This window comes from Streptomyces sp. NPDC007025, from assembly GCF_042869455.1.
GTDB lineage: Bacteria > Actinomycetota > Actinomycetes > Streptomycetales > Streptomycetaceae > Streptomyces.
In genome coordinates this window covers 197,864-216,868 of the sequence record NZ_JBIAFT010000002.1, presented here as the reverse complement: position 1 = coordinate 216,868, position 19,005 = coordinate 197,864, and the positions used below count along the sequence as shown (strand labels likewise).

General features: G+C 74.1%; 18 protein-coding genes. 9 read left to right on the top strand and 9 right to left on the bottom strand.

Going from position 1 to position 19,005, the window contains the following annotated elements; translation table 11 throughout:
• Positions 1-13: 13 nt before the first annotated feature.
• The 3 genes from ACFYMO_RS04630 to ACFYMO_RS04620 all read left to right on the top strand — a co-directional run bounded on the left by ACFYMO_RS04630 (position 14) and on the right by ACFYMO_RS04620 (position 2,803).
• Positions 14-1,303, top strand: coding sequence for an MFS transporter (locus ACFYMO_RS04630; RefSeq protein ID WP_366770112.1), 1,290 nt, complete (start codon positions 14-16; stop codon positions 1,301-1,303).
• Between the two features lie 91 nt (positions 1,304-1,394).
• A complete protein-coding gene (locus ACFYMO_RS04625) occupies positions 1,395-2,225 on the top strand; it encodes an alpha/beta fold hydrolase (RefSeq protein WP_366770113.1) in 831 nt (276 codons plus the stop codon).
• A gap of 113 nt (positions 2,226-2,338) precedes the next feature.
• Complete coding sequence (locus tag ACFYMO_RS04620) at positions 2,339-2,803, top strand: DUF4442 domain-containing protein (RefSeq protein ID WP_366770114.1); 465 nt, start codon at positions 2,339-2,341, stop codon at positions 2,801-2,803.
• Positions 2,804-2,888: 85 nt separating this feature from the next.
• Here ACFYMO_RS04620 and ACFYMO_RS04615 read toward each other — a convergent pair whose 3' ends face one another.
• The 5 genes from ACFYMO_RS04615 to ACFYMO_RS04595 all read right to left on the bottom strand — a co-directional run bounded on the left by ACFYMO_RS04615 (position 2,889) and on the right by ACFYMO_RS04595 (position 7,540).
• Complete coding sequence (locus ACFYMO_RS04615) at positions 2,889-3,554, bottom strand: response regulator transcription factor (protein ID WP_366770115.1); 666 nt, start codon at positions 3,552-3,554, stop codon at positions 2,889-2,891.
• 26 nt (positions 3,555-3,580) lie between these two features.
• Positions 3,581-4,897, bottom strand: a complete 1,317-nt coding sequence (locus ACFYMO_RS04610) for a sensor histidine kinase (protein WP_366770116.1) — start codon at positions 4,895-4,897, stop codon at positions 3,581-3,583.
• A 113-nt stretch (positions 4,898-5,010) separates the two neighbouring features.
• Complete coding sequence (locus tag ACFYMO_RS04605) at positions 5,011-5,718, bottom strand: TetR/AcrR family transcriptional regulator (protein ID WP_366770118.1); 708 nt, start codon at positions 5,716-5,718, stop codon at positions 5,011-5,013.
• Positions 5,719-5,961: 243 nt separating this feature from the next.
• Positions 5,962-7,038, bottom strand: a complete 1,077-nt coding sequence (locus ACFYMO_RS04600) for an endonuclease/exonuclease/phosphatase family protein (RefSeq protein ID WP_388544628.1) — start codon at positions 7,036-7,038, stop codon at positions 5,962-5,964.
• A gap of 52 nt (positions 7,039-7,090) precedes the next feature.
• Positions 7,091-7,540: a M15 family metallopeptidase gene (locus tag ACFYMO_RS04595; RefSeq protein WP_388544201.1), complete on the bottom strand. Its 450-nt coding sequence runs from the start codon at positions 7,538-7,540 to the stop codon at positions 7,091-7,093.
• A gap of 332 nt (positions 7,541-7,872) precedes the next feature.
• On the opposite strand from ACFYMO_RS04595, the gene ACFYMO_RS04590 reads away from it, so the two are divergent.
• The 3 genes from ACFYMO_RS04590 to ACFYMO_RS04580 all read left to right on the top strand — a co-directional run bounded on the left by ACFYMO_RS04590 (position 7,873) and on the right by ACFYMO_RS04580 (position 10,297).
• Entirely contained in the window at positions 7,873-8,568 is a 696-nt protein-coding gene (locus tag ACFYMO_RS04590; RefSeq protein ID WP_366770121.1) for a response regulator transcription factor, read from the top strand.
• The gene (locus ACFYMO_RS04585) at positions 8,561-9,661 is read left to right on the top strand and encodes a sensor histidine kinase (RefSeq protein ID WP_388544198.1); all 1,101 of its coding nucleotides are present in this window, start codon (positions 8,561-8,563) and stop codon (positions 9,659-9,661) included. Before ACFYMO_RS04590 ends, ACFYMO_RS04585 begins: the two co-directional genes overlap by 8 nt.
• Before the next feature lie 183 nt (positions 9,662-9,844).
• Positions 9,845-10,297, top strand: a complete 453-nt coding sequence (locus ACFYMO_RS04580; protein WP_366770123.1) for a nitroreductase family deazaflavin-dependent oxidoreductase — start codon at positions 9,845-9,847, stop codon at positions 10,295-10,297.
• A 299-nt stretch (positions 10,298-10,596) separates the two neighbouring features.
• Here the strand turns inward: ACFYMO_RS04580 and ACFYMO_RS04575 are convergent, their stop codons facing one another.
• Positions 10,597-12,039: a geranylgeranyl reductase family protein gene (locus tag ACFYMO_RS04575; RefSeq protein WP_388544195.1), complete on the bottom strand. Its 1,443-nt coding sequence runs from the start codon at positions 12,037-12,039 to the stop codon at positions 10,597-10,599.
• A gap of 239 nt (positions 12,040-12,278) precedes the next feature.
• Here ACFYMO_RS04575 and ACFYMO_RS04570 point away from each other — a divergent pair, with 239 nt between their 5' ends.
• On the top strand, positions 12,279-13,634 hold the full coding sequence (locus ACFYMO_RS04570; RefSeq protein ID WP_388544192.1) for a dipeptidase: 1,356 nt from the start codon (positions 12,279-12,281) through the stop codon (positions 13,632-13,634).
• A gap of 151 nt (positions 13,635-13,785) precedes the next feature.
• Here ACFYMO_RS04570 and ACFYMO_RS04565 read toward each other — a convergent pair whose 3' ends face one another.
• Both ACFYMO_RS04565 and ACFYMO_RS04560 read right to left on the bottom strand, forming a co-directional pair.
• Positions 13,786-14,832, bottom strand: a complete 1,047-nt coding sequence (locus ACFYMO_RS04565) for an NUDIX domain-containing protein (protein ID WP_366770125.1) — start codon at positions 14,830-14,832, stop codon at positions 13,786-13,788.
• Positions 14,833-15,016: 184 nt separating this feature from the next.
• Positions 15,017-15,586, bottom strand: a complete 570-nt coding sequence (locus tag ACFYMO_RS04560) for a TIGR03086 family metal-binding protein (protein WP_388544189.1) — start codon at positions 15,584-15,586, stop codon at positions 15,017-15,019.
• 62 nt (positions 15,587-15,648) lie between these two features.
• Here ACFYMO_RS04560 and ACFYMO_RS04555 point away from each other — a divergent pair, with 62 nt between their 5' ends.
• Positions 15,649-16,626 carry a helix-turn-helix domain-containing protein gene (locus ACFYMO_RS04555; protein WP_366770127.1) on the top strand — a complete coding sequence of 326 codons (978 nt, stop codon included), beginning with the start codon at positions 15,649-15,651 and terminating at the stop codon, positions 16,624-16,626.
• Between the two features lie 24 nt (positions 16,627-16,650).
• Here the strand turns inward: ACFYMO_RS04555 and ACFYMO_RS04550 are convergent, their stop codons facing one another.
• The gene (locus ACFYMO_RS04550; protein WP_366770128.1) at positions 16,651-17,595 is read right to left on the bottom strand and encodes an ROK family protein; all 945 of its coding nucleotides are present in this window, start codon (positions 17,593-17,595) and stop codon (positions 16,651-16,653) included.
• 334 nt (positions 17,596-17,929) lie between these two features.
• Between ACFYMO_RS04550 and ACFYMO_RS04545 the strand changes: the two genes are divergently transcribed.
• Positions 17,930-18,934, top strand: coding sequence for a LacI family DNA-binding transcriptional regulator (locus ACFYMO_RS04545; protein WP_366770160.1), 1,005 nt, complete (start codon positions 17,930-17,932; stop codon positions 18,932-18,934).
• The last annotated feature ends 71 nt before the right edge of the window (positions 18,935-19,005 follow it).

Genomic DNA, 19,005 nt, shown 5'->3' with positions numbered 1-19,005 from the left:
CTATTCTCTCTTTGTGCCGACACTAAACAAAATACGGTCGGCGCTCGCCGGTGCGAAGGAGCGCGGCGGCCGGCCGCCCGCCGCTCCTCACCATCCGGACCTGCGCCGCTTCCGCCACGCCCTGACCGCCTTCTTCGCTCTCGATGGTTTCCTCTTCGCCGGATGGGTCGTCCGGATCCCCGCCGTCAAGGCCCGGACGGGCGCCTCGGACAGCGACCTCGGTCTGGCGCTGCTCGGCCTCTCGGCGGGCGCCGTGGTCACCATGATGGCGACCGGACGGCTGTGCACCCGCTTCGGCAACCAACCCGTCCTGCTCGGCTGCGGATTCCTGCTGCCCCTCAGCGTGGCACTTCCGCCGCTCACCCGCTCACCACTCGCCCTCGGCCTCGTACTGCTGGTCTTCGGCGCCGCGTACGGCGGGATGAACGTCGCCCTCAACAGCACCGCGGTCGACCTGGTGGCCGCGCTGGAGCGCCCCGCGATGCCGGGCTTCCACGCCGCCTTCAGTCTCGGCGGCATGCTCGGTGCGGGCCTGGGCGGCCTGCTGGCGGGCGCATTGAGCCCCACCCGGCACCTGCTGCTGCTCGCCGCGGCCGGGCTGGCCCTGGCCGCACTCGCCGCCCGGCCGCTGCTGCGCTTCCCGCTGACCGCCGCCCGGCGCCCGCAGCGCCCCCGCCGCGCCGGCCCCGCACCCGGACACGACACGCCGCGGGCGGGCACCGGCCCCGCGCCCGCCCCGGAACCGCCCCGCCGCGACCGCCGGGCGGTCGCGATCCTGGGGACGATCGCCCTGTGCACCGCGTACGGCGAGGGAGCGCTGGCCGACTGGAGCGCGCTGCACCTGACGGACGACCTGGGCGCCGGCCCGGCCCTCGCCGCCGCCGGCTACTCGGTCTTCGCCGGGGCCATGACGGTGGGGCGGCTCTCCGGCACGACGCTGGTCGAGCGCCTGGGGCCCGGCCGCGTACTGATCTGGGGCGGGGCGCTGGGCTGCTGCGGCATGCTGCTGGGCACCCTCGCACCGTCGGTGTGGGCGGTCCTCGCGGGTTTCGTGCTGACCGGCCTCGGCCTGGCCAACATCTTCCCCATCGCCATCGGACGGGCAGGGGATCTGGCAGGGCCCGGCGGGGTGGCAGCGGCCTCCACGCTCGGATACGGCGGAATCCTGCTGGGCCCGGTGGCGATCGGATTCCTGGCGGAGCGGTTCTCGCTGCAGGCGGCGCTGCTGACGGTCGCGGTGCTGGCGGGAGCCGCCGCGCTGACCGCGGCGGCGGCACGGCGCGCCGTGCTGCCGGGCGGGTGAGCACGGGCCGGGCCCCACCTGGCCGGATCCTTGCGTTCATCGTCACTCCAGCCAGTGGTCCGGCGGCCCCGCGGCCCGCACAGTGGTGCGCATGAACGACACCTGGACGCTGGATCGCAGCTACGAAAGTACCCTGGGGACCGTACGCTGGGCCGCCCTGGGCGACCCCGCGCTGCCGCCCGTCGTACTACTGCACGGGACACCCTGGTCCTCCTACACCTGGCGGAACGTCGCCAGGAGCCTCGCCGGACGCCACCGCGTCCATGTGTGGGACATGCCCGGATACGGCGCTTCGGCCAAGTACGCGGGGCAGGAGGTGTCGCTGCGCGCCCAGGGCGCGCTGTTCGCCGAACTGCTGGACCACTGGGGTCTGGAGCAGCCCGCCGTGGTGGCGCACGACTTCGGCGGCGCCGTCGCCCTGCGCGCGCACCTGCTGCACGGTGCGCGCTACTCCCGGCTGGCACTGGTGGACGTCGTGGCTCTGGCTCCCTGGGGGTCGCCCACTTATCGGCTGCTGGGCGAGCACTCCGAGGTGTTCGCCCAGCTCCCGCCCGCGCTGCACGCGGCGCTGGTACGCGAGTATGTCTCCTCCGTCGGCGGTCCCGGCCTGCCCGGGGACGTCGTGGCGCAGCTGGCCGCGCCGTGGCTGGACCCGGCGGGGCGGAGCGCCTTCTACCGGCAGATCGCTCAGAACGACCAGCGCTGGACCGACGAGATCGAGCAGCGGTACGGCGAACTGGCGCTGCCCGTCCTCGTCTGCTGGGGCACCGACGACGCCTGGATCCCCGTCGACCGCGCGCACCGGCTGGCCGCGGCGATCCCGGGCGCCCGGCTGCGGCTGCTCGAGGGCGCCGGACATCTGGTCCAGGAGGACGCCACCGCGGAGCTGACGAGGACGCTCGCCGGCTTCCTGGAGGAGTGAGCGGGTGTCACCGGCCGGACGGCCCGCAGCTCTCCGGCCGGGTGCCGGCCCCGGTGCGGAAGTGATCACCGCCACCTGTTACTCGGCAGTAGCAGCGTGGTAGCTTCGCGGCCATGGCTCACGTGCTGCGCACCCCGAAGGGGTTGCTGCGCGCCCTGAACTGGTACCCGCCGTACCGGTTCGCGGGCATCCGCGTCCTGGAGATCGCCGACGACTGGAGCAGCGCCCGGGTCCGGCTGAAGCTCGGCCGGCTGAACCGCAACTACTTCGGCACCCAGTTCGGCGGGTCGCTCTACTCCATGAGCGACCCCTTCTGGGCGCTGCTGGCGGTCAACCAGCTCGGCCCGGACTATGTGGTGTGGGACAAGAGCGCGGAGGTCGAGTTCGTCTCCCCCGGACGCGGCGACGTCTACGCCGACTTCACGCTCACCGAGGACCGGCTTGAGGAGATCCGCGCCGCGACGGCGGACGGCTCCAAAGCGCTGCCCTGGTTCGAGTCGACCGTCACCGCGGCCGACGGCACCGTGGTCGCCCGCGTCCGCAAGCAGCTCTACGTGCGCCGCAAACGGGACAGATGACGGGGCCCGGTCCGCTCCGCGCGCCCGACGCGCAAGTCCGGCCCCGCGGAGCCCCGGCTCCCCGCGCGGATTGCGGCCGCGGCGTTCAGCCGAGCCAGCCCGGGCGCACCAGGCCGGACTCGTAGGCCAGGACGACGAGCTGGGCGCGGTCGCGGGCGCCCAGCTTGACCATCGTCCGGCTCACATGGGTCTTGGCGGTCAGCGGTGAGACGACGAGCCGGCGGGCGATCTCCTCGTTGGAGAGTCCGATCCCCACCAGCGCCATCACCTCCCGCTCGCGCTCGGTGAGTTCGGCCAGCCCCTCGACCGCGGCCGGTTCCTTGGAGCGGGCCGCGAACTCCTCGATCAGCCGCCGCGTGACGCCGGGCGACAGCAGCGCGTCGCCGTCCACCACGGCACGGACGGCCCGCAGCAGTTCGTCCGGCTCGGTGTCCTTGACGAGGAACCCCGAGGCTCCCGAACGCAGCGCCTCGAAGACGTACTCGTCCAGCTCGAAGGTCGTCAGCATGACCACCTTGACCTCGCTCAGCTCCGGGTCGGAGGTGATCCGCCTGGTGGCCACCAGGCCGTCGACCAGCGGCATCCGGATGTCCATCAGCACCAGATCGGGAGCGTGTTCGCGTACCAGCGCGACCGCCTCCGCGCCGTCGGCCGCCTCCCCCGCCACCGCGATGTCGGGCTGCGCGTCCAGCAGCGCACGGAATCCGGCCCGCACGAGAACCTGGTCGTCGGCGAGCAGCACACGGATCACGGTCTCTCCTCGGTTGGCCGGAGCGCTCACTGTAGCGGCGGCGGCTGCTCGCCGGAGCGCAGCGGAAGCGTCGCGCGCACCCGGAAGCCGCCGTCCGCGCGCGGTCCCGCCTCGACGGTGCCTCCGAAGGCGGCGATCCGCTCGCGCATCCCCACCAGCCCGTTGCCGCCGCCGGTCGGCCCCGAGCCGGTGGCCGGGCCGTCGTCGTCGATGCGCAGCTCCAGCACGCCGCTGCCGTAGCGGACCCGCACACGGGCGGTGCGCGAGCCGGAGTGGCGCACGACGTTGGTGAGCGCTTCCTGGACGACGCGGAACGCCGCCAGGTCCATCCCCGGCGCCAGCGGCACCGGCGTGCCCTCGGTTCCGGTGGTCACCTGCAGCCCGGCGCTCGCGGCCTGCTCGGCCAGTTCACCGAGCCGGTCGAGGCCCGGTGCCGGCGCCCGAGGCGCGTCCCCCGGCGTCCGGAGCGTCGCGAGTACCTGGCGGACCTCGCCGAGCGCCTCCTTGCTGGCGGACTTGATGGTGCCGAGCGCGGTACGCGCCTGCTCCGGGTCGGAGTCGAGGAGCGCGAGCCCGACACCCGCCTGGACGTTGATCACGGAGATGCTGTGCGCCAGCACGTCGTGCAGCTCGCGGGCGATCCGCAACCGCTCCTCGTCCGCCCTGCGCCGCGCGGCCTCCGCCTCTTCCCGTTCCCGCCGCGCCCGTTCGGCGACGCGGACCCGGGCCAGCTCGCCGGCCGTGCACAGCGCCACCATCCAGACGGCCATGAACAGGTCGGTTCCCCAGGCCCCCGGACCGTCCTCCCCCGGTGGCAGCCACCGGTAGAAGGCGTGGGCCGCCAGCAGCCGGCCCACCAGCAGCATGCCCAGCGCACCCCAGGTCGCGTACCGGTACCCGGCGACGAGCGCCCCGAACCCGGCCACCACGACGCTCAGCAGCACCGGCCCGTAGGGGTATCCGGCGGCCAGGTACCCCAGCGTCACCGCCGAGGTCCCGAACACCGCGGTCCGCGGGAAGCGCCGGCGCAGCAGCAGCAGAAGCGGCCCGAGCGCCAGCAGCAGCCGGGCCGCGGGATCCAGGTCCGCGGCCGTGCCCCGCTGGTTGTGCGCGGCGAAACCCGAACCGGCCTGCTGGATCGCGAGAACGGCGAGCGAGGAGGGCCAGGGAAGGTGCCGCCGCTGCCCCGGACCGGGCCCGAACCGGGGCCACCACGGGGGAGGCGTTCCCGGTGTCCCGCGCGTCCCCGCGGCCGGTGCCGCGGCCGGTGCCGTCCCGGGGCCGGCGACCCCGGGCTGTTCCGCGGCGCCGCCGGCCGGGCTGGAGGAGGGTGTGCTGGTCACGCCCTGCACGCTAGCCGTGTCGCGGGCAGCGCGGCGTCAGCCGGGCGCGGTGGTCCCGGCTACTCCGCGGGGAGTACGCGGGCGGTTCGGGCGGAGGCTCAGCGGGGCGCGGCTCAGCGTCGGAGGCCCACCTGGTCGGCGAGACGCTCGGCGGCATGGTCGAAGAACGCGTCGCGCGCGTCGATCACGTTGGCGAACTGCCCGAACAGCTCGAAGCCGACCAGGCCGAAGAGCTGCGCCCACGCCGCCACCGCCTCCGCGGCCACCGCCGGGGGCAGCGGCACCCCCAACTCCGCGACCAGCCGTTCGGTGTCCCGCAGTACCGGCTCGGGCGCGGCAGCGGCACGGGCGGGCACGCGCAGCGCCCCGACCGCGTAGGCGTCGCTCAGCACCGTCAGCATCGCCAGAGCGGAGCGGGAGGCCGGCCGGATGGTGGTGGACGGTGCCGCGTACCCGGGCACGGGCGAGCCGTAGAGCAGCGCGTACTCGTGCGGATGCGCCAGGCTCCAGCCGCGGACGGCGCGGCAGACGGCGCGCCAGCGGACGAGGTGCGTGTCTCCTGCCGACTCGGCTTCGGCGAGCGCCTCCTCGGCCGCTGCCCCCAGCGCGTCGTAGGCGTCCGTGATCAGCGCGGTCAACAGGTCGTCACGGCTGGGGAAGTAGCGGTAGAGGGCGGAGGAGGCCACCCCGAGTTCGCGGGCGACGGCGCGGAGGGAGAGCCGGGAGGCGCCCTGCTCGGCGAGCTGGCGGCGCGCCTCTTCCTTGATCGCTTCGGTGATCTCACCCCGCGCCCGCTGGCGGGCGCCCTGCATCCTGCTCATACGGAGCAGTGTGCCAGCTGCGCGAGCAGCGCTCAACAGCGAGAGCACCGCTCACCGCCCGCACGTACCGATTGCCACACACCGCCCGCACACACCGCCCCGGCACACTGCGGTCTCCGACGGCGCCCGGTGTGCGAGCAGTGCACAGCAGCGAGAGCGCCGCTCAACATCCCGGGCAGGCGCGGTCCCCGACGCGCCGACGATATGGCACCCGGCGGGTCGGGGACCGCACCTGCCCGGGATTCACCAGCTGATCCCCGCCGCCACCGGCCGGTGGTCGCTGCCCGTCGCCGGCAGCAGCCACGCGCTCTTCGGCTCCACACCGCGGACCAGGATCCGGTCGATCCGCGCCATCGGGAACCTCGCGGGCCAGCTGAAGCCGAACCCGTCCCCGGCGACCTCCTGGGCGGAGCGCAGCAGGGAGGTGAGGCCGTCGAACGCGCGGTCGTCCATGGTGCCGTTGAAGTCGCCGAGCACCAGCATCCGCTCGCCGCGCTCGGCGGCGACGGCCGCGGCGAGCTTCCGCACACCCGCGTCCCGCGAGTCCGTCCAGAAGCCGCTCCCGGGCATCACCCGCACGGACCCCAGATGCACCACGTACACGGCCAGCGGCCCCTTCCCCGTGGCCACCGTGGTGCGCAGCGCGCGGGGCGGTTCCTCCGGGCCCTCGGCCCGCGCCTGCTCGGCCAGCGGCCCGGCATCGCCCCGCAGGACGTCGACCGGCCGGGTGTCCGACAGCGGCAGCCTGCTCCACAAGCCGACCGTGCCCCGCACGGTGTGATACGGGTACTCCTTCGCCAGCTCCTTCCCGTAGCTGCCCGCGGCCCGGTCGGTCAGCTCCTCGAGCGCCAGCAGATCCGCGCCGGAGGCAGCCAGTTCACGGGCGGTGCCGACCGGATCGGGGTTCCCGGCGGCGACGTTGTGACTGACCACGATGAGGTCACCGCCCCCGTGGGAGCTGTCGCCGAGCAGCCCGCCGAACAGGTTCAGCCACGCCGTGACCGGCAACAGCAACGCGACGGCCGCGCAGGCGGAGCGGCGCCGCAGCGCCCCGGCGAGCAGCACCGGGACGAAGAGGCCGAACCACGGCAGGAACGTCTCCACCAGGCTGCCCAGCCCGGCCCGGTCGGTGAGCTGCCCGTGCAGCAGCAGAAGCAGGCCGAGCAGCAGCCCACCCGCCGTGAGCAGCGGGCCGCGCCGCCACGGGCCCGGCCGGGGACGGCCCTCGGGCCGGGTTCCTTCGCCGTAGGCCGCTGAACTGCCCGCTCCGGTCACCGCCGTGTCCGCCTGTGTCGTCGCCGCCGTGTCCGCCTGTGTCATCGTCGGCTGCTCCCGCTCATTCGTGCTCTCGCTGTCCACCGGGGCTCCCTGCTCACTGCCGCATGCGCGGGTCATGGGTGGGGTCGGCATACCTCCGCGGGCAGCCACCGGTGGTCGCCCGGGCGCGCAGTTCGTAGTGCCAGGGTTCGTTCTCGTAGATCCGGCACAGCGCGTAGGCGGCACCGTGCCGGGACAGCCAATCCGTCGCACCGGACCCTCCGACGTCGACCGCCTTCCCCTGGACATGCGGGGAGCTCGCCGCGGTGGCCACCCAGCGGGCGGCCCTCTCCGCGGATCCGTACCGGGCGACCGCCTTGCGAAGGAGGTCGTTCTGGTAGCCGGGCGAACGCCCGCCGCTGTTGACGTAGAAGGTGACGCCGCCGCTCGCGGCGTCCTTCGCCCCCCGGCGCAGAGCCTTGAGCAGTTGCGGATCGAGTTCGGCCACGGCCGGATACGTGTCGTCGAGGACCGTCACCCCGTCGGGGACGACACCGTCGGCCACCCCCGCAACACCACTGGACCCGCCGCGCGGCGGGGTGGAGTCCGAGGGGCCGGCGGCCGGCCCGGATGGCGTGGAGGACCGGGAGAAGTCGGGCGGGAGCGGCCCGGACATCGACGTCCGAGAGGTGGGAACGGCGGCGCCTCCCGCGGTGACAGCTGCTGCGGCCAGGACGGCTGTCAGGCCGACGACGGTCAGCCGGCGAGCGCGAGGGGGCGGTTTCCCCGCCGGGGGCTGGAATCGGGACATACCTCGAGTGAAGACAACCGGGTGTTGCCGGCACGTATGCGATTCTCGATACGCGGACGATATGTGCCGACTCATATCCTCGATGCATGCGTGTCTTGCTCGTCGAGGACGAGCCCTATCTGGCCGATGCGATCCGCGACGGCCTGCGGCTGGAAGCGATCGCGGCCGACATCGCCGGTGACGGCGACACCGCCATGGAACTGCTCGGCGTCAACAGCTACGACATCGCCGTCCTCGACCGCGACATTCCCGGCCCTTCCGGCGACGAGATCACCAGACGCATCGTCGCCTCCGGCAGCGGCATGCCCGTGCTCATGCTCACCGCCGCCGACCGCCTCGACGACAAGGCATCCGGGTTCGAGCTCGGCGCCGACGACTACCTCACCAAGCCCTTCGAGCTCCTGGAGCTGGTGCTCAGACTGCGAGCCCTCGACCGGCGGCGCGGCCACAACCGGCCTCCGGTACGGCAGATCGCGGGCCTGCGCCTCGATCCGTTCCGCCGCGAGGTCTACCGCGACGACCGCTACATCGCCCTCACCCGCAAGCAGTTCGCGGTCCTGGACATCCTCGTCGCCGCCGAGGGCGGGGTCGTCAGCGCCGAGGAGCTGCTGGAGCGTGCGTGGGACGAGAACGCCGACCCGTTCACCAACGCTGTCCGCATCACGGTCTCCGCGCTGCGCAAGCGCCTCGGCCGACCCTGGATCATCGCCACCGTGCCGGGCGTCGGCTACCGGATCGACCCCGCACCCGCAGCCGGGCACGGTGGTGCCGGCCGTGGTTAGGCAGCCCGGCTTGAGCGTCCGCCTCAAACTCACCCTCAGCTACGCCGGATTCCTCATGCTCGCCGGCGCCCTGCTGCTCGTCGTCGTCGTGGGAGTGTTCCTGCTGCGGCAGGGATGGCTGCAGACCAATGAATCGGGGGCGGTACGACTCACGCCGGGCACCCTCTTCGTGCGCGACTTCGCCCCGACGGCAGCCGCTGTCATGGTGTTCCTCCTGGTGTTCGGGCTCCTGGGCGGATGGGTCCTCGCCGGACGCATGCTCGCCCCGCTGGACCGCATCACCCATGCCACCCGCACGGCAGCGGCCGGATCGCTGTCCCACCGGATCCGGCTGCCGGGCCGCCGGGACGAGTTCCGCGAACTCGCCGACGCCTTCGACACGATGCTCGCGCAGCTCGAAGCACACGTCGCGGAACAGCGGAGGTTCGCCGCCAACGCCTCGCACGAACTGCGTACCCCGCTGGCGATCTCGAAGACGCTCATCGACGTCGCCCGCGCCGATCCGCACCACGACACCGGGGAGCTCGTCGACCGCCTGCACACCGTCAACACCCGGGCCATCGACCTCACCGAGGCACTGCTGCTGCTCAGCCGGGCCAGCCGGGGGTCCTTCACCCGGGAGGACGTCGACCTGTCCCTCGTCGCGGAAGAAGCAGCCGAAGCGCTGCACCTGCTCGCGGAGAAGCACGGCGTCACCCTGGAGACCAGCGGCGACATCGCCCGCACGAGCGGTTCGCCCGCGCTCCTGCTGCAGCTCACCACGAACCTCGTGCACAACGCGATCGTCCACAACGTGCCGGAAGAGGGCCAGGAAGGAGGCACCGTGCGGGTGCACACCGGCGTCCGGCCCGGGTCCGTGGTGCTCACCGTCGAGAACTCCGGGGAGCGGCTCACCCCGCAACTGGTCGCGACCCTCACCGAACCCTTCCGGCGCGGCACCGAGCGCGTCCGCACCGACCAGGCCGGCGTCGGGCTGGGACTGGCCATCGTCAAGACCGTGACCGAGGCGCACGAGGGAACCCTCACCCTCACCCCGCGCGCGGCGGGGGGGCTCCGGATCACCGTGGAGTTGCCCGCAGCGTCAGGAGGGTGAGCTCCGGGGCCCCGAGGCCCGCCCCCCCCTCCACGAGAGCACTGCTCTTGTTTTGGAGCACTAGAAGTGCAACACTGCTTCACGACGAGAGCAGTGCTCTCAATTCGGATCACCGATTCAACGACTGACCACCCTGCTGGTCCGCTTCCCGCCCACCCGACCACTCCTCGACGGAGGACACCGATGTCACCCGAGCCGTACGTCAAGCGCCCCGGCTGGTTCACCAACAAGGTGCTGAACCGAACCGTCTCCTGGCTCTCCAGGAGGGGTGTCAGCCTGGTGGGTTCACGTGTACTGGCGGTCAAGGGCCGCAAGAGCGGCGAGTGGCGCCGCACACCGGTCAACCCGCTCCGGCACGAGGGAGGGCTCTACCTGGTCGCGGCTCGCGGGCACGTCCAGTGGACGCGCAACATGCGGGCCGCGGGTGGCGGCGAGCTGTTCCACGGCCGACAGGGCCGGCACTTCACCGCCGCCGAGGTGCCCGACGCGGAGAAGCCGGAGATCCTGCGGGCCTATCTGCGCAAGTGGAAGTGGGAGGTCGGGGCGTTCTTCCAGGTGGGCCCGGACTCCTCCGACGAGGAGATCCGGGCGGTGGCGGACCGCCATCCCGTCTTCCGGCTCACCCTGACCGACTGAGGGGCGCAACCGCCGGGCGCAAGGGGACCGTACGTTCCGTAGGCCACGCGTCACCGCTCGGGGCACCCCGTAGTGCGCACCCTCCAGCGGGCCCCGCAGCCGACCGGGCCTCCGCAGCCCCAGCCTCCGCAGACCACCGACCCGGCAACGGAGCACGGAGTCGACCTGGACCCATGCCTGCCGTGGGGCCCGGGGCGACGCCCCCCGGCCCCCGGGCCCCCGCCGGTGCCGGGGGGCGCCGTACCCACGGCACCGGGGGTCGCCGGCAGCGGGACCGTGCTCCCGAGGCGGTCGCGCGGCTACGCCTGACGGCCTCCCGCGGCCGGCTCGTCGCCCCCGCCGCCGTCACCGTCGTCCCGACCCTCGTGGCCGCCGGGGGTGTCGCCGCCGGTTTTGGACGCGGAGTCCGCCGCCCCGGATGCGGACGCGCCGTCCGCCGCCCGGGCCTCTGCGGCCTCGCGGCGGTCGAAGGTGTCCAGCGCCCGCCGGGCGAGCGGGTGGACCCGGACGACCTCGGCCAGGGAGGTGGCGCCGCGGGCGAAGCGGGCGAAGACGTTCCACGCGGGGCGGAATCCGGTGAGCGCGGCGTGGAAGACCCCGGGGCGGCGGGAGAAGATCCGCAGCAGCCGCCGTCCCACGGCCATCTCGACGCCGAGACCGGCCTTGATCGCGAAGGCGTAGTTGAGGGCCTGCCGGCGCGCGTCCACCGCGTCGTGCGCCTCGGCGATCCGGACGGCCCACTCCCCCGCCAGGCGCCCCGAGCGCAGCGCGAAAGAGATGCCCTCGCGGGTCCAGGGCTCCAGCAGGCCGGCCGCATCCCCGCAGACCAGCACGCGGCCGCGGGAGAGCGGCGAGTCCTCGGCCCGGCAGCGGGTCAGATGGCCGGAGGAGACGCGGGGCTCGAAACCGGCCAGACCGAGGCGGCCGATGAAGTCGTCGAGGTAGCGCTTGGTGGCAGCGCCCTCGCCGCGTGCCGAGATGACGCCCACGGTGAGGGTGTCGCCCTTGGGGAAGACCCAGCCGTAACTCCCGGGCAGCGGGCCCCAGTCCACCAGCACCCGCCCGGCCCAGTCCTCCGCGACGCTCTCCGGGACCGGGATCTCGGCCTCCAGGCCGAGATCGACCTGGTCCATCCGGACCCCGACGTGGGCGCCTATCCTGCTGGCACTGCCGTCGGCGCCGACCACGGCGCGGGCGAGGACCGGCTGCTCCTCACCCGCCAGCACGACGGCGACCGTGCGTCGGTCGGGCACGGCCGGGCCGTGCTGCTCGACCCGGGAGACCGAGGCACCGGTACGGATCTCCGCACCGGCCTTGACGGCGGACTCGACCAGGCCGTTGTCGAACTCGTCGCGGTTGACGAGCCCGAAGAGCATGTTGCGCGAGCGCCGGGTACGGGACAGTTTGCCGTTGAGCGCGAAGGTCACTGCGTGCACCCGCTCCCGAAGCGGCAGGTCGAAGCCGGGGGGCAGCGCGTCGCGGGACGGGCCGATGATGCCGCCGCCGCAGGTCTTGTACCGGGGCAGTTCGGCCTTCTCCAGCAGCAGCACGCTGCGGCCCGCGACCGCGGCCGCGTAGGCGGCGGAGGCTCCGGCGGGCCCGGCGCCGACCACGACCACGTCCCAGACGGGGCGCTCCTCGCCGCCGGCCGCGCTCCCTTCGACGGGCTGGTCCGCCGGATCCGCCCCGGAGTTCTCCGCAGGCTCGACGTCCTCGTTCCCGGCTGCGTGCTCGCTGCTCACGATGTGTTGTGCTCCCGCTTGACCTCGGCGTACGGATGGCCCACCGCATCCTACGGGCCCGCCCATGTGCGATACACATGTCTCCGTACACGTGTGCCAACGTCGCGCCCACAAGGAGCGTTCCCATGCAGCACCCTCCGTCCGACCCGACGGCTATGCCTCACTCATCTGCTTCGTCTGCTTCCTCCGGGTACTCCGGACCGGCCGCACCGGGCTCCGGTGCCGGTGCCGGACGGGGAGTGGCCGCGACGGTGGCCTCGCTGATGCCACGGGCGCGGACGGAGCTCGCCGAACTGGTGGCCTTCCGCTCGGTGGCGGATCCGGAGCAGTTCCCCAGGAGCGAGTGCGAAGGCGCGGCCGACTGGGTCGCGGAGGCGCTGCGCGCCGAGGGCTTCCAGGACGTGGCCGCCCTCGAGACGCCCGACGGCACCCGTTCCGTGTACGGATTCCTGCCCGGCCCGGCGGGAGCTCCCACGGTGCTGCTGTACGCGCACTACGACGTCCAGCCGCCGCTGGACGAAGCGGCCTGGCACACGCCGCCGTTCGAGCTCACCGACGGCGCCGACGGCCGCTGGTACGGACGGGGTGCGGCGGACTGCAAGGGCGGGTTCATCATGCACCTGCTGGCCCTGCGGGCCGTGCGGGAGAACGGCGGACTGCCCGTATCGGTGAAGATGATCGTGGAGGGCTCCGAGGAGCAGGGCACCGGCGGTCTGGAGCACTACGCGCGGCAGCACCCCGAACTGCTGGCGGCCGACACCATCGTCATCGGGGACGCGGGCAACTTCCGCTGCGGCCTGCCGACCGTGACGGCTTCCCTGCGCGGTATGGCCCTGCTGCGGGTCCAGGTGGACACCCTGGAGGGCAATCTGCACTCGGGGCTGTTCGGCGGCGCGGCGCCGGACGCACTGGCGGCGCTGCTCCGTACGCTGGACTCGCTGCGGGACGCCGAGGGCAACACCGTCGTCGACGGCCTGGCGGCGGACGCCCGGTGGGAGGGGATGGGATACCCGGAGGACGACTTCCGACGGGACGCGAAGGTGCTGGACGGGGTCGCTCTGAGCGGCGGCGGGACCGTCGCCGACCGGCTGTGGGCACGGCCCGCGGTGACGGTCCTGGGCATCGACTGCCCGCCCGTGGTCGGTGCGACCCCCTCGGTGCACGCATCGGCACGTGCGCTGGTCTCACTGCGGATCCCGCCGGGCGCGGATGTGGAGCAGGCCATCGAACTGCTGATGGCGCATGTGGAGTCGCACGTGCCGTGGCGGGCGCGGGTGTCGACGGAGGTCGTGGGCAAGGGCCAGCCCTTCACCGCCGACACCTCCAGCCCGGCGTACACCGCGATGGCCGCGGCACTGAGCACGGCCTACGACGGGCAGGAGATGCAGGTCGCGGGGATGGGCGGCTCGATCCCGCTGTGCAACGCGCTGGACGCGCTCTACCCGGACGCGGAGATCCTGCTCGTCGGTCTGAGCGAGCCGGAGGCGCAGATCCACGCCGTCAACGAGAGCGTGGACCCGCGCGAACTGGAGCGGATGGCGGTGGCCGAGGCGCTGTTCCTGCGCGGCTACGCGGAACAGGCCGCAGGGGCCTGAGCCCGGGCCCGGGCGCAGGCCCGAACCCCTGGCGTCCGCGGCGGGTCCGGCCCGGAGGCGGGTCCGACGGAGGCCGCCGCGGACCCGGCTCCGGGTCCGGGTCCGGGTCCGGGTCCGCCGAGGGCCGCCGGGCGGGGAAGGGACGCCCGGCTCAGCGCAGCAGCCTGCCCGGATCGGCCGCGCCGGTCGGGACGCCGCCCTCCAGGTACAGCGGCTGTCCCGCACGGCGGGCCCGCAGAGCGCAGCGGAGCCGCTCCAGCCGCACCGGAGGCAGCAGTTCCGCGGCCTCGTCCTCGGTGACGAACCGCCAGCCGCGGAGTTCGGCGCTGGGCAGCAGGAGAGCAGCGGCCTCTCCCGGGGCGAGCCGTCCGCCGTCGAAGAGGAGCCGCATCCCGCCGAACCCCGGTGGGCGCGGCGCTTCCCAGTCGGCGACGAGCAGCCCGAGCTCACCGGTCAGCCGCAGCCCGAGTTCCTCGAACACCTCGCGCACTCCGGCGGCGCTGGGGGCCTCCCCGCGCTCCACGACGCCGCCGGGGAACTCCCAGCCGGGCTTGTAGGTCGGGTCGACGAGCAGCACCCGGTCGCGGTCGTCGAACAGCAGGATCCCGGCCGCGACCGTCTCGGCCGTCGGCTCGGGGGTCTGCACGATGTCCACGGCCCCCTCCCCCGCGCCGATCGCCTCGGCGAGGCGCTCGGCGGTGTGCCGCGGACCGAGGTGGGTGGTGTCGATGGTGTGTGCTTCCGACTCGATCCAGGGCAGCGCCTCCTGGTAGGGACGCAGATGGCTCAGGCACCAGGCCCTGGTGGTGCCGCCGTCCGCGGCGGCGCGGGTGTCGATCCGCTCGCGCAGCACGGCCTCCTCGGCGTGCAGCAGCAGGTGCCGTACGGGGATGCGGCGCGCGGCGAAGGCGCCGAACATCTCGTCCCGGTACTCGCGGCGCAGCAGCGTCATGGGTGTGATCAGCGGCCCGGGCACCTCGCTCAGCAGAGCGGCGGCCGTGTCCGCCACGAGCCGCCGCCACGAGCGCAGGTCCTGGAAGTCGGCTATCTGTGCCAGGTGTTCCTTCGGCAGCATCCAGCGCAGCTCCGCGCCGATGACTTCGGGATCGTAGAGCGTGCTGCCTGGGAGCAGGTCCAGGAGTTCGTACGCCGCAGTGGTCTTGCCCGCGCCGAAAGCGCCGTTCAGCCAGACGATCACGGTGTTTCCCCCTCATCCGTTGTCCCCGTTCAGTTGCCCGCATCACCCGGTGCGGGAAACGCGCCGGGGCGGCTCTCCCGGCGCTGAACGAGGCACGGCGCCCGCGCCCCGGCGCGTATGGCAGGCGCGTGCGACCCCTGGGAAGGGGGAACGGCATCGACGGACGGAGGTATCCGGGGCGGCGTCAGCGGGGGGACCAGCCGGGGTCGCGACCGGAGAGCATGAGCAGCCGTTCGAAGGGAGTGGCACCAGGAGGCGGCGGGATCTCCTCGCCGAAGACCCCTGCCTTGCGGGCCATGGGCGCCATCTCCGCGAAGGCGGGCCCGGCTTCGTCGAGCACGGCCGGATCGGGCCGGTAGTCCTGGTCCGTCGCGCGGGCGAGGTCCCAGCCGTGCACCAGCAGATCGCCCATCACCATGTGCGCGACGGTGCGCTGCGGCAGCCCCATGCCCTGGGAGACACCCTCCAGTGCGTCGGGGGCCGACCACGCCGACGCCAGCTCGACCGTCTCCGCGCGGAAGCGGGCGCGCCAGTCCCCCGCGAGCCGGTCAGGGGTGCTGCTGAAGTCCGCGGTGCCCCGGCCGGCCAGCTCCTGGAATTCGATGACGACATGGAAGAGGTGGTTGAGCAGGTCCCGCACATCGTAGTCGGCACACGGCGTGGGCAGGCCCAACTGCTCGTCCCGCACCCCGCGGACCACGGGGTCGGTCGCACGGGCCGCGCTGTCGATGAGAGGGGAGATCGTGTTCGCCATGCCGCCACGCTAGGCCGGGCCCGCGGCGGCGACTTGAACAAACACGACATAGGATCCGCGTCATGGCAGGTCGCAGCGCTCCGCCAAGGAGCGGGAGCACCGGCGAGGGCGATGCCCCCCGCCGGGACACCCGGGGCATCGTGCAGCCCCCCGGCCTGCTGGCGCGGGTCGACTTCCGGCGCAGGCTCCCGGCCGAACCGCTGCGCCGGTGGATCGAGCACTACTGGCTGATCGACTGGAATCTGGAGCGGCCCTACGTCGCCCGGGTCGTACCGCACCCGTGCGTCAACCTCGTCCTCGAGCGGCGCGGCCCTGCGGACGCGACACCGGCGACGGGGCTGCTGTACGGGGTGGGCACCGGCGTGTTCGCCACCGAACTCGAGTCCGTCGGACGGGTTGTCGGGGTGCAGTTCCGGCCCGGCGGGTTCCGGCCCTTCCTGCCCGTGCCCCGCCCCCTCGCGCAGCTCACCGGTGGAGGGCTCGCGCTCGACGAGGCGTTCGGCCCGGACGGCGCCGCGCTGCCGGCCCGGGTGCTGGCCCCGGACCGGGAGGGAGCGCGGGTGGCCGCGCTCGACGCCTTCCTGCTCTCCCTGCGCCCTGCCGCCGACCCTGCGGCCGAAGAGGCCATGGCCCTGGTGCACCGGGTGCGCACGGACCGCTCGGTGCTGCGGGTCGAGCACCTCGCCGCGGCCGGAGGCCGCTCCGTGCGGAGTCTCCAGCGGCTGTTCGCCACGTACGTCGGGGTCACTCCGAAGTGGACGATCCTGCGGTACCGGGTCCATGAGGCGATGGAGCGCGCCGACGGCCCCGGGACCGACTGGGCCCGGCTCGCCGCCGAACTCGGCTACAGCGACCAGTCCCATCTCATCCGCGACTTCACCGCCGCGGTGGGTGTCTCCCCCGCGGCGTACGCCCGCGCCGCAGCGGCGGAGCCGCGCCCTCCGGCCTCCGCCGGCCCGGAGCACCACGCCCCGGGGACCGGGCACGCGGGGCCTGCCGACGGAGGACTCGGTACCGGAGGGCCGGACCGGCTCCCCTGACCCGGACCCGCGGCCGGGGGCGGCTCAGACCGCGCCGGTCTCCAGCAGTTTCCAGCCCGCGGCCCCCGCGCCGATCAGCCCGGCGTCGGTACCGGTGGCGGCAGGGGCCAGTGCGAGGTCCTGGACGTAGGGCAGGGTCGCGTACCGCTTGAGCTCCGTACGCAGCGGGGTGAAGAGCACCTCGCCCGCGCGGGCCACACCGCCGCCGACGACCGCGATCTCGACCTCGACGAGGGCGGCGGTGGCGGCGATGGCGGCCGCCAGGGCGCGAGCGGCCCGTTCGAAGGCGGCGCGGGCGGGCGGGTCGCCCGCGCGGGCGGCGACGGCCACGCCCGCGGCGGTGGCGTCCTGGTCGGGTCCGGGACGCCAGCCCGCCTCCAGGGCGCGGCGCGCGATGTTGGTGCCGCTGGCGACGGTCTCGACGCAGCCGTAGGAGCCGCAGGGGCACAGGGCCCCGTCCATGTCGACGCTGATGTGCCCGATGTGCCCGGCGTTCCCGGTGGGCCCCGGGTGGAGGGCGCCTCCCAGGATCAGGCCCCCGCCGACGCCCGTCGAGACGACCATGCACAGGGCGTCGGAATGGCCCTTGGCGGCACCCTGCCAGTGTTCGGCCGCAGCGATCGCCGGGCCGTCGCCGATGAGCGCGACGGGGAGCCCGCCCGCCCCGGCGCGGACCCCGGCGACGAGCGGGTGGGCGCGCCAGGCGGGGATGTTGACCGGGCTGACGGTGCCGGCCTTGGCGTCCACAGGGCCCGCGCTGCCGATGCCGACCGCGCCGACGCGGTACCAGTGGGGGGTCGCGGTCAGTTCACCGAGCACCTCGTCCACGGTCGCGGCCATCCGCCCGGCGCTCTCCTGCGCGGGGGTGGGCCGCTGGGTGCGGGCCAGGAGCCCGCCACCGCTGTCCACCAGGGCACCCGCGATCTTGGTGCCACCGATGTCGAGCGCGGCGACGAGGTCGTTGGGCATGGGCGGTCGGCTCCTGCGCGTGCGGGGGCGGGCCCGCACGGTGCGCGGGGCGGACCGCACAAGTCTTGCAAGACTTCCGTGATCTGACAACGTTGTCCAGACCTGCCGGGCCGACGCCGCTATGCTGCTCCGTACCGCGATCACCGAACCGGCGCACCCCCGCCGGACCGCACCCACCGCCCACCACCCCGCACCGCGCCGACCTCCGCTCCCCAGGACAAGGACAGCACCCGTGGCCGCCGACGCCCCCGACCCCGCCCGCCCCCCGCTCCCCGCGAGCCCCCGCGCCACAGGGACGCGCCGCGGCGGGCGCCGCCACGCGGGCCGGCCGACGATGAAGGATGTCGCCGCCCAGGCGGGCGTGGGCCTCAAGACCGTCTCCCGGGTCGTCAACGGCGAGGCGGGGGTCTCCCAGGACACCGAGCAGCGGGTGCAGGAGGCCATCACCTCGCTCGGCTTCCGGCGCAACGACAGTGCCCGCGTGCTGCGCAAGGGGACCACGGCCAGCATCGGCCTGGTGCTGGAGGACCTCGCCGACCCGTTCTACTCCCCGCTCAGCCGGGCGGTGGAGGAGGTCGCCCGCGCGCACGGGGCGCTGCTGATCAACGGGTCCAGCGCGGAGGACCCGGAGCGGGAACAGGAACTCGCGCTGGCGCTGTGCGCCCGCCGCGTCGACGGCCTGGTGATCATCCCGGCCAGTGACGACCACCGCTATCTGGCCCCCGAGATCGCCGCGGGTGTCGCCACCGTCTTCGTCGACCGGCCCCCGGGACGGATAGCCGCGGACCTGGTGCTCTCCGACAACTTCGAGGGCGCACGCGAGGGCGTCGCCCATCTGATCGCCCACGGGCACCGGAGGATCGGGTACATCGGCGACCGGCCCGGGATCCACACCGCGCAGGAGCGGCTGCGCGGCTACCGGGCCGCGATGGCCGAGGCGGGACTGCCGGTGGCGGAGTCCTGGGTGGCGCCCGGCGGCACGCACGCCGACCGGGTGCGGGCCGACGCGGTCCGGATGCTGGGGGGCGGCCGCGGTGACGAGCCGGTGACCGCGCTCTTCTCGGGCAACAACCGGGTGACGGTCACGCTCGTACGGGTGCTGGCCGCACCCGAGCGGCGGGAGCGGCCGGTGGCACTGGTGGGGTTCGACGACTTCGAGCTGGCCGACCTGCTCTCGCCACCGGTCACGGTCGTCGCCCAGGACCCGGCCGACCTCGGCCGCAGCGCGGCCGAACTGCTCTTCAGGCGGCTGGACGGCGCCGACGACGAACCGCGGACGGTCTCGCGCCCGACGACGCTGATCGCCCGCGGCTCGGGCGAGATCCCACCGAGCGGCTGAGCGCGCCGCCGACGGGGAGGGAACGGCGGCGCATCGGCCGCCGGAAGCCCGCGGCACGCTCCCGGCACTCG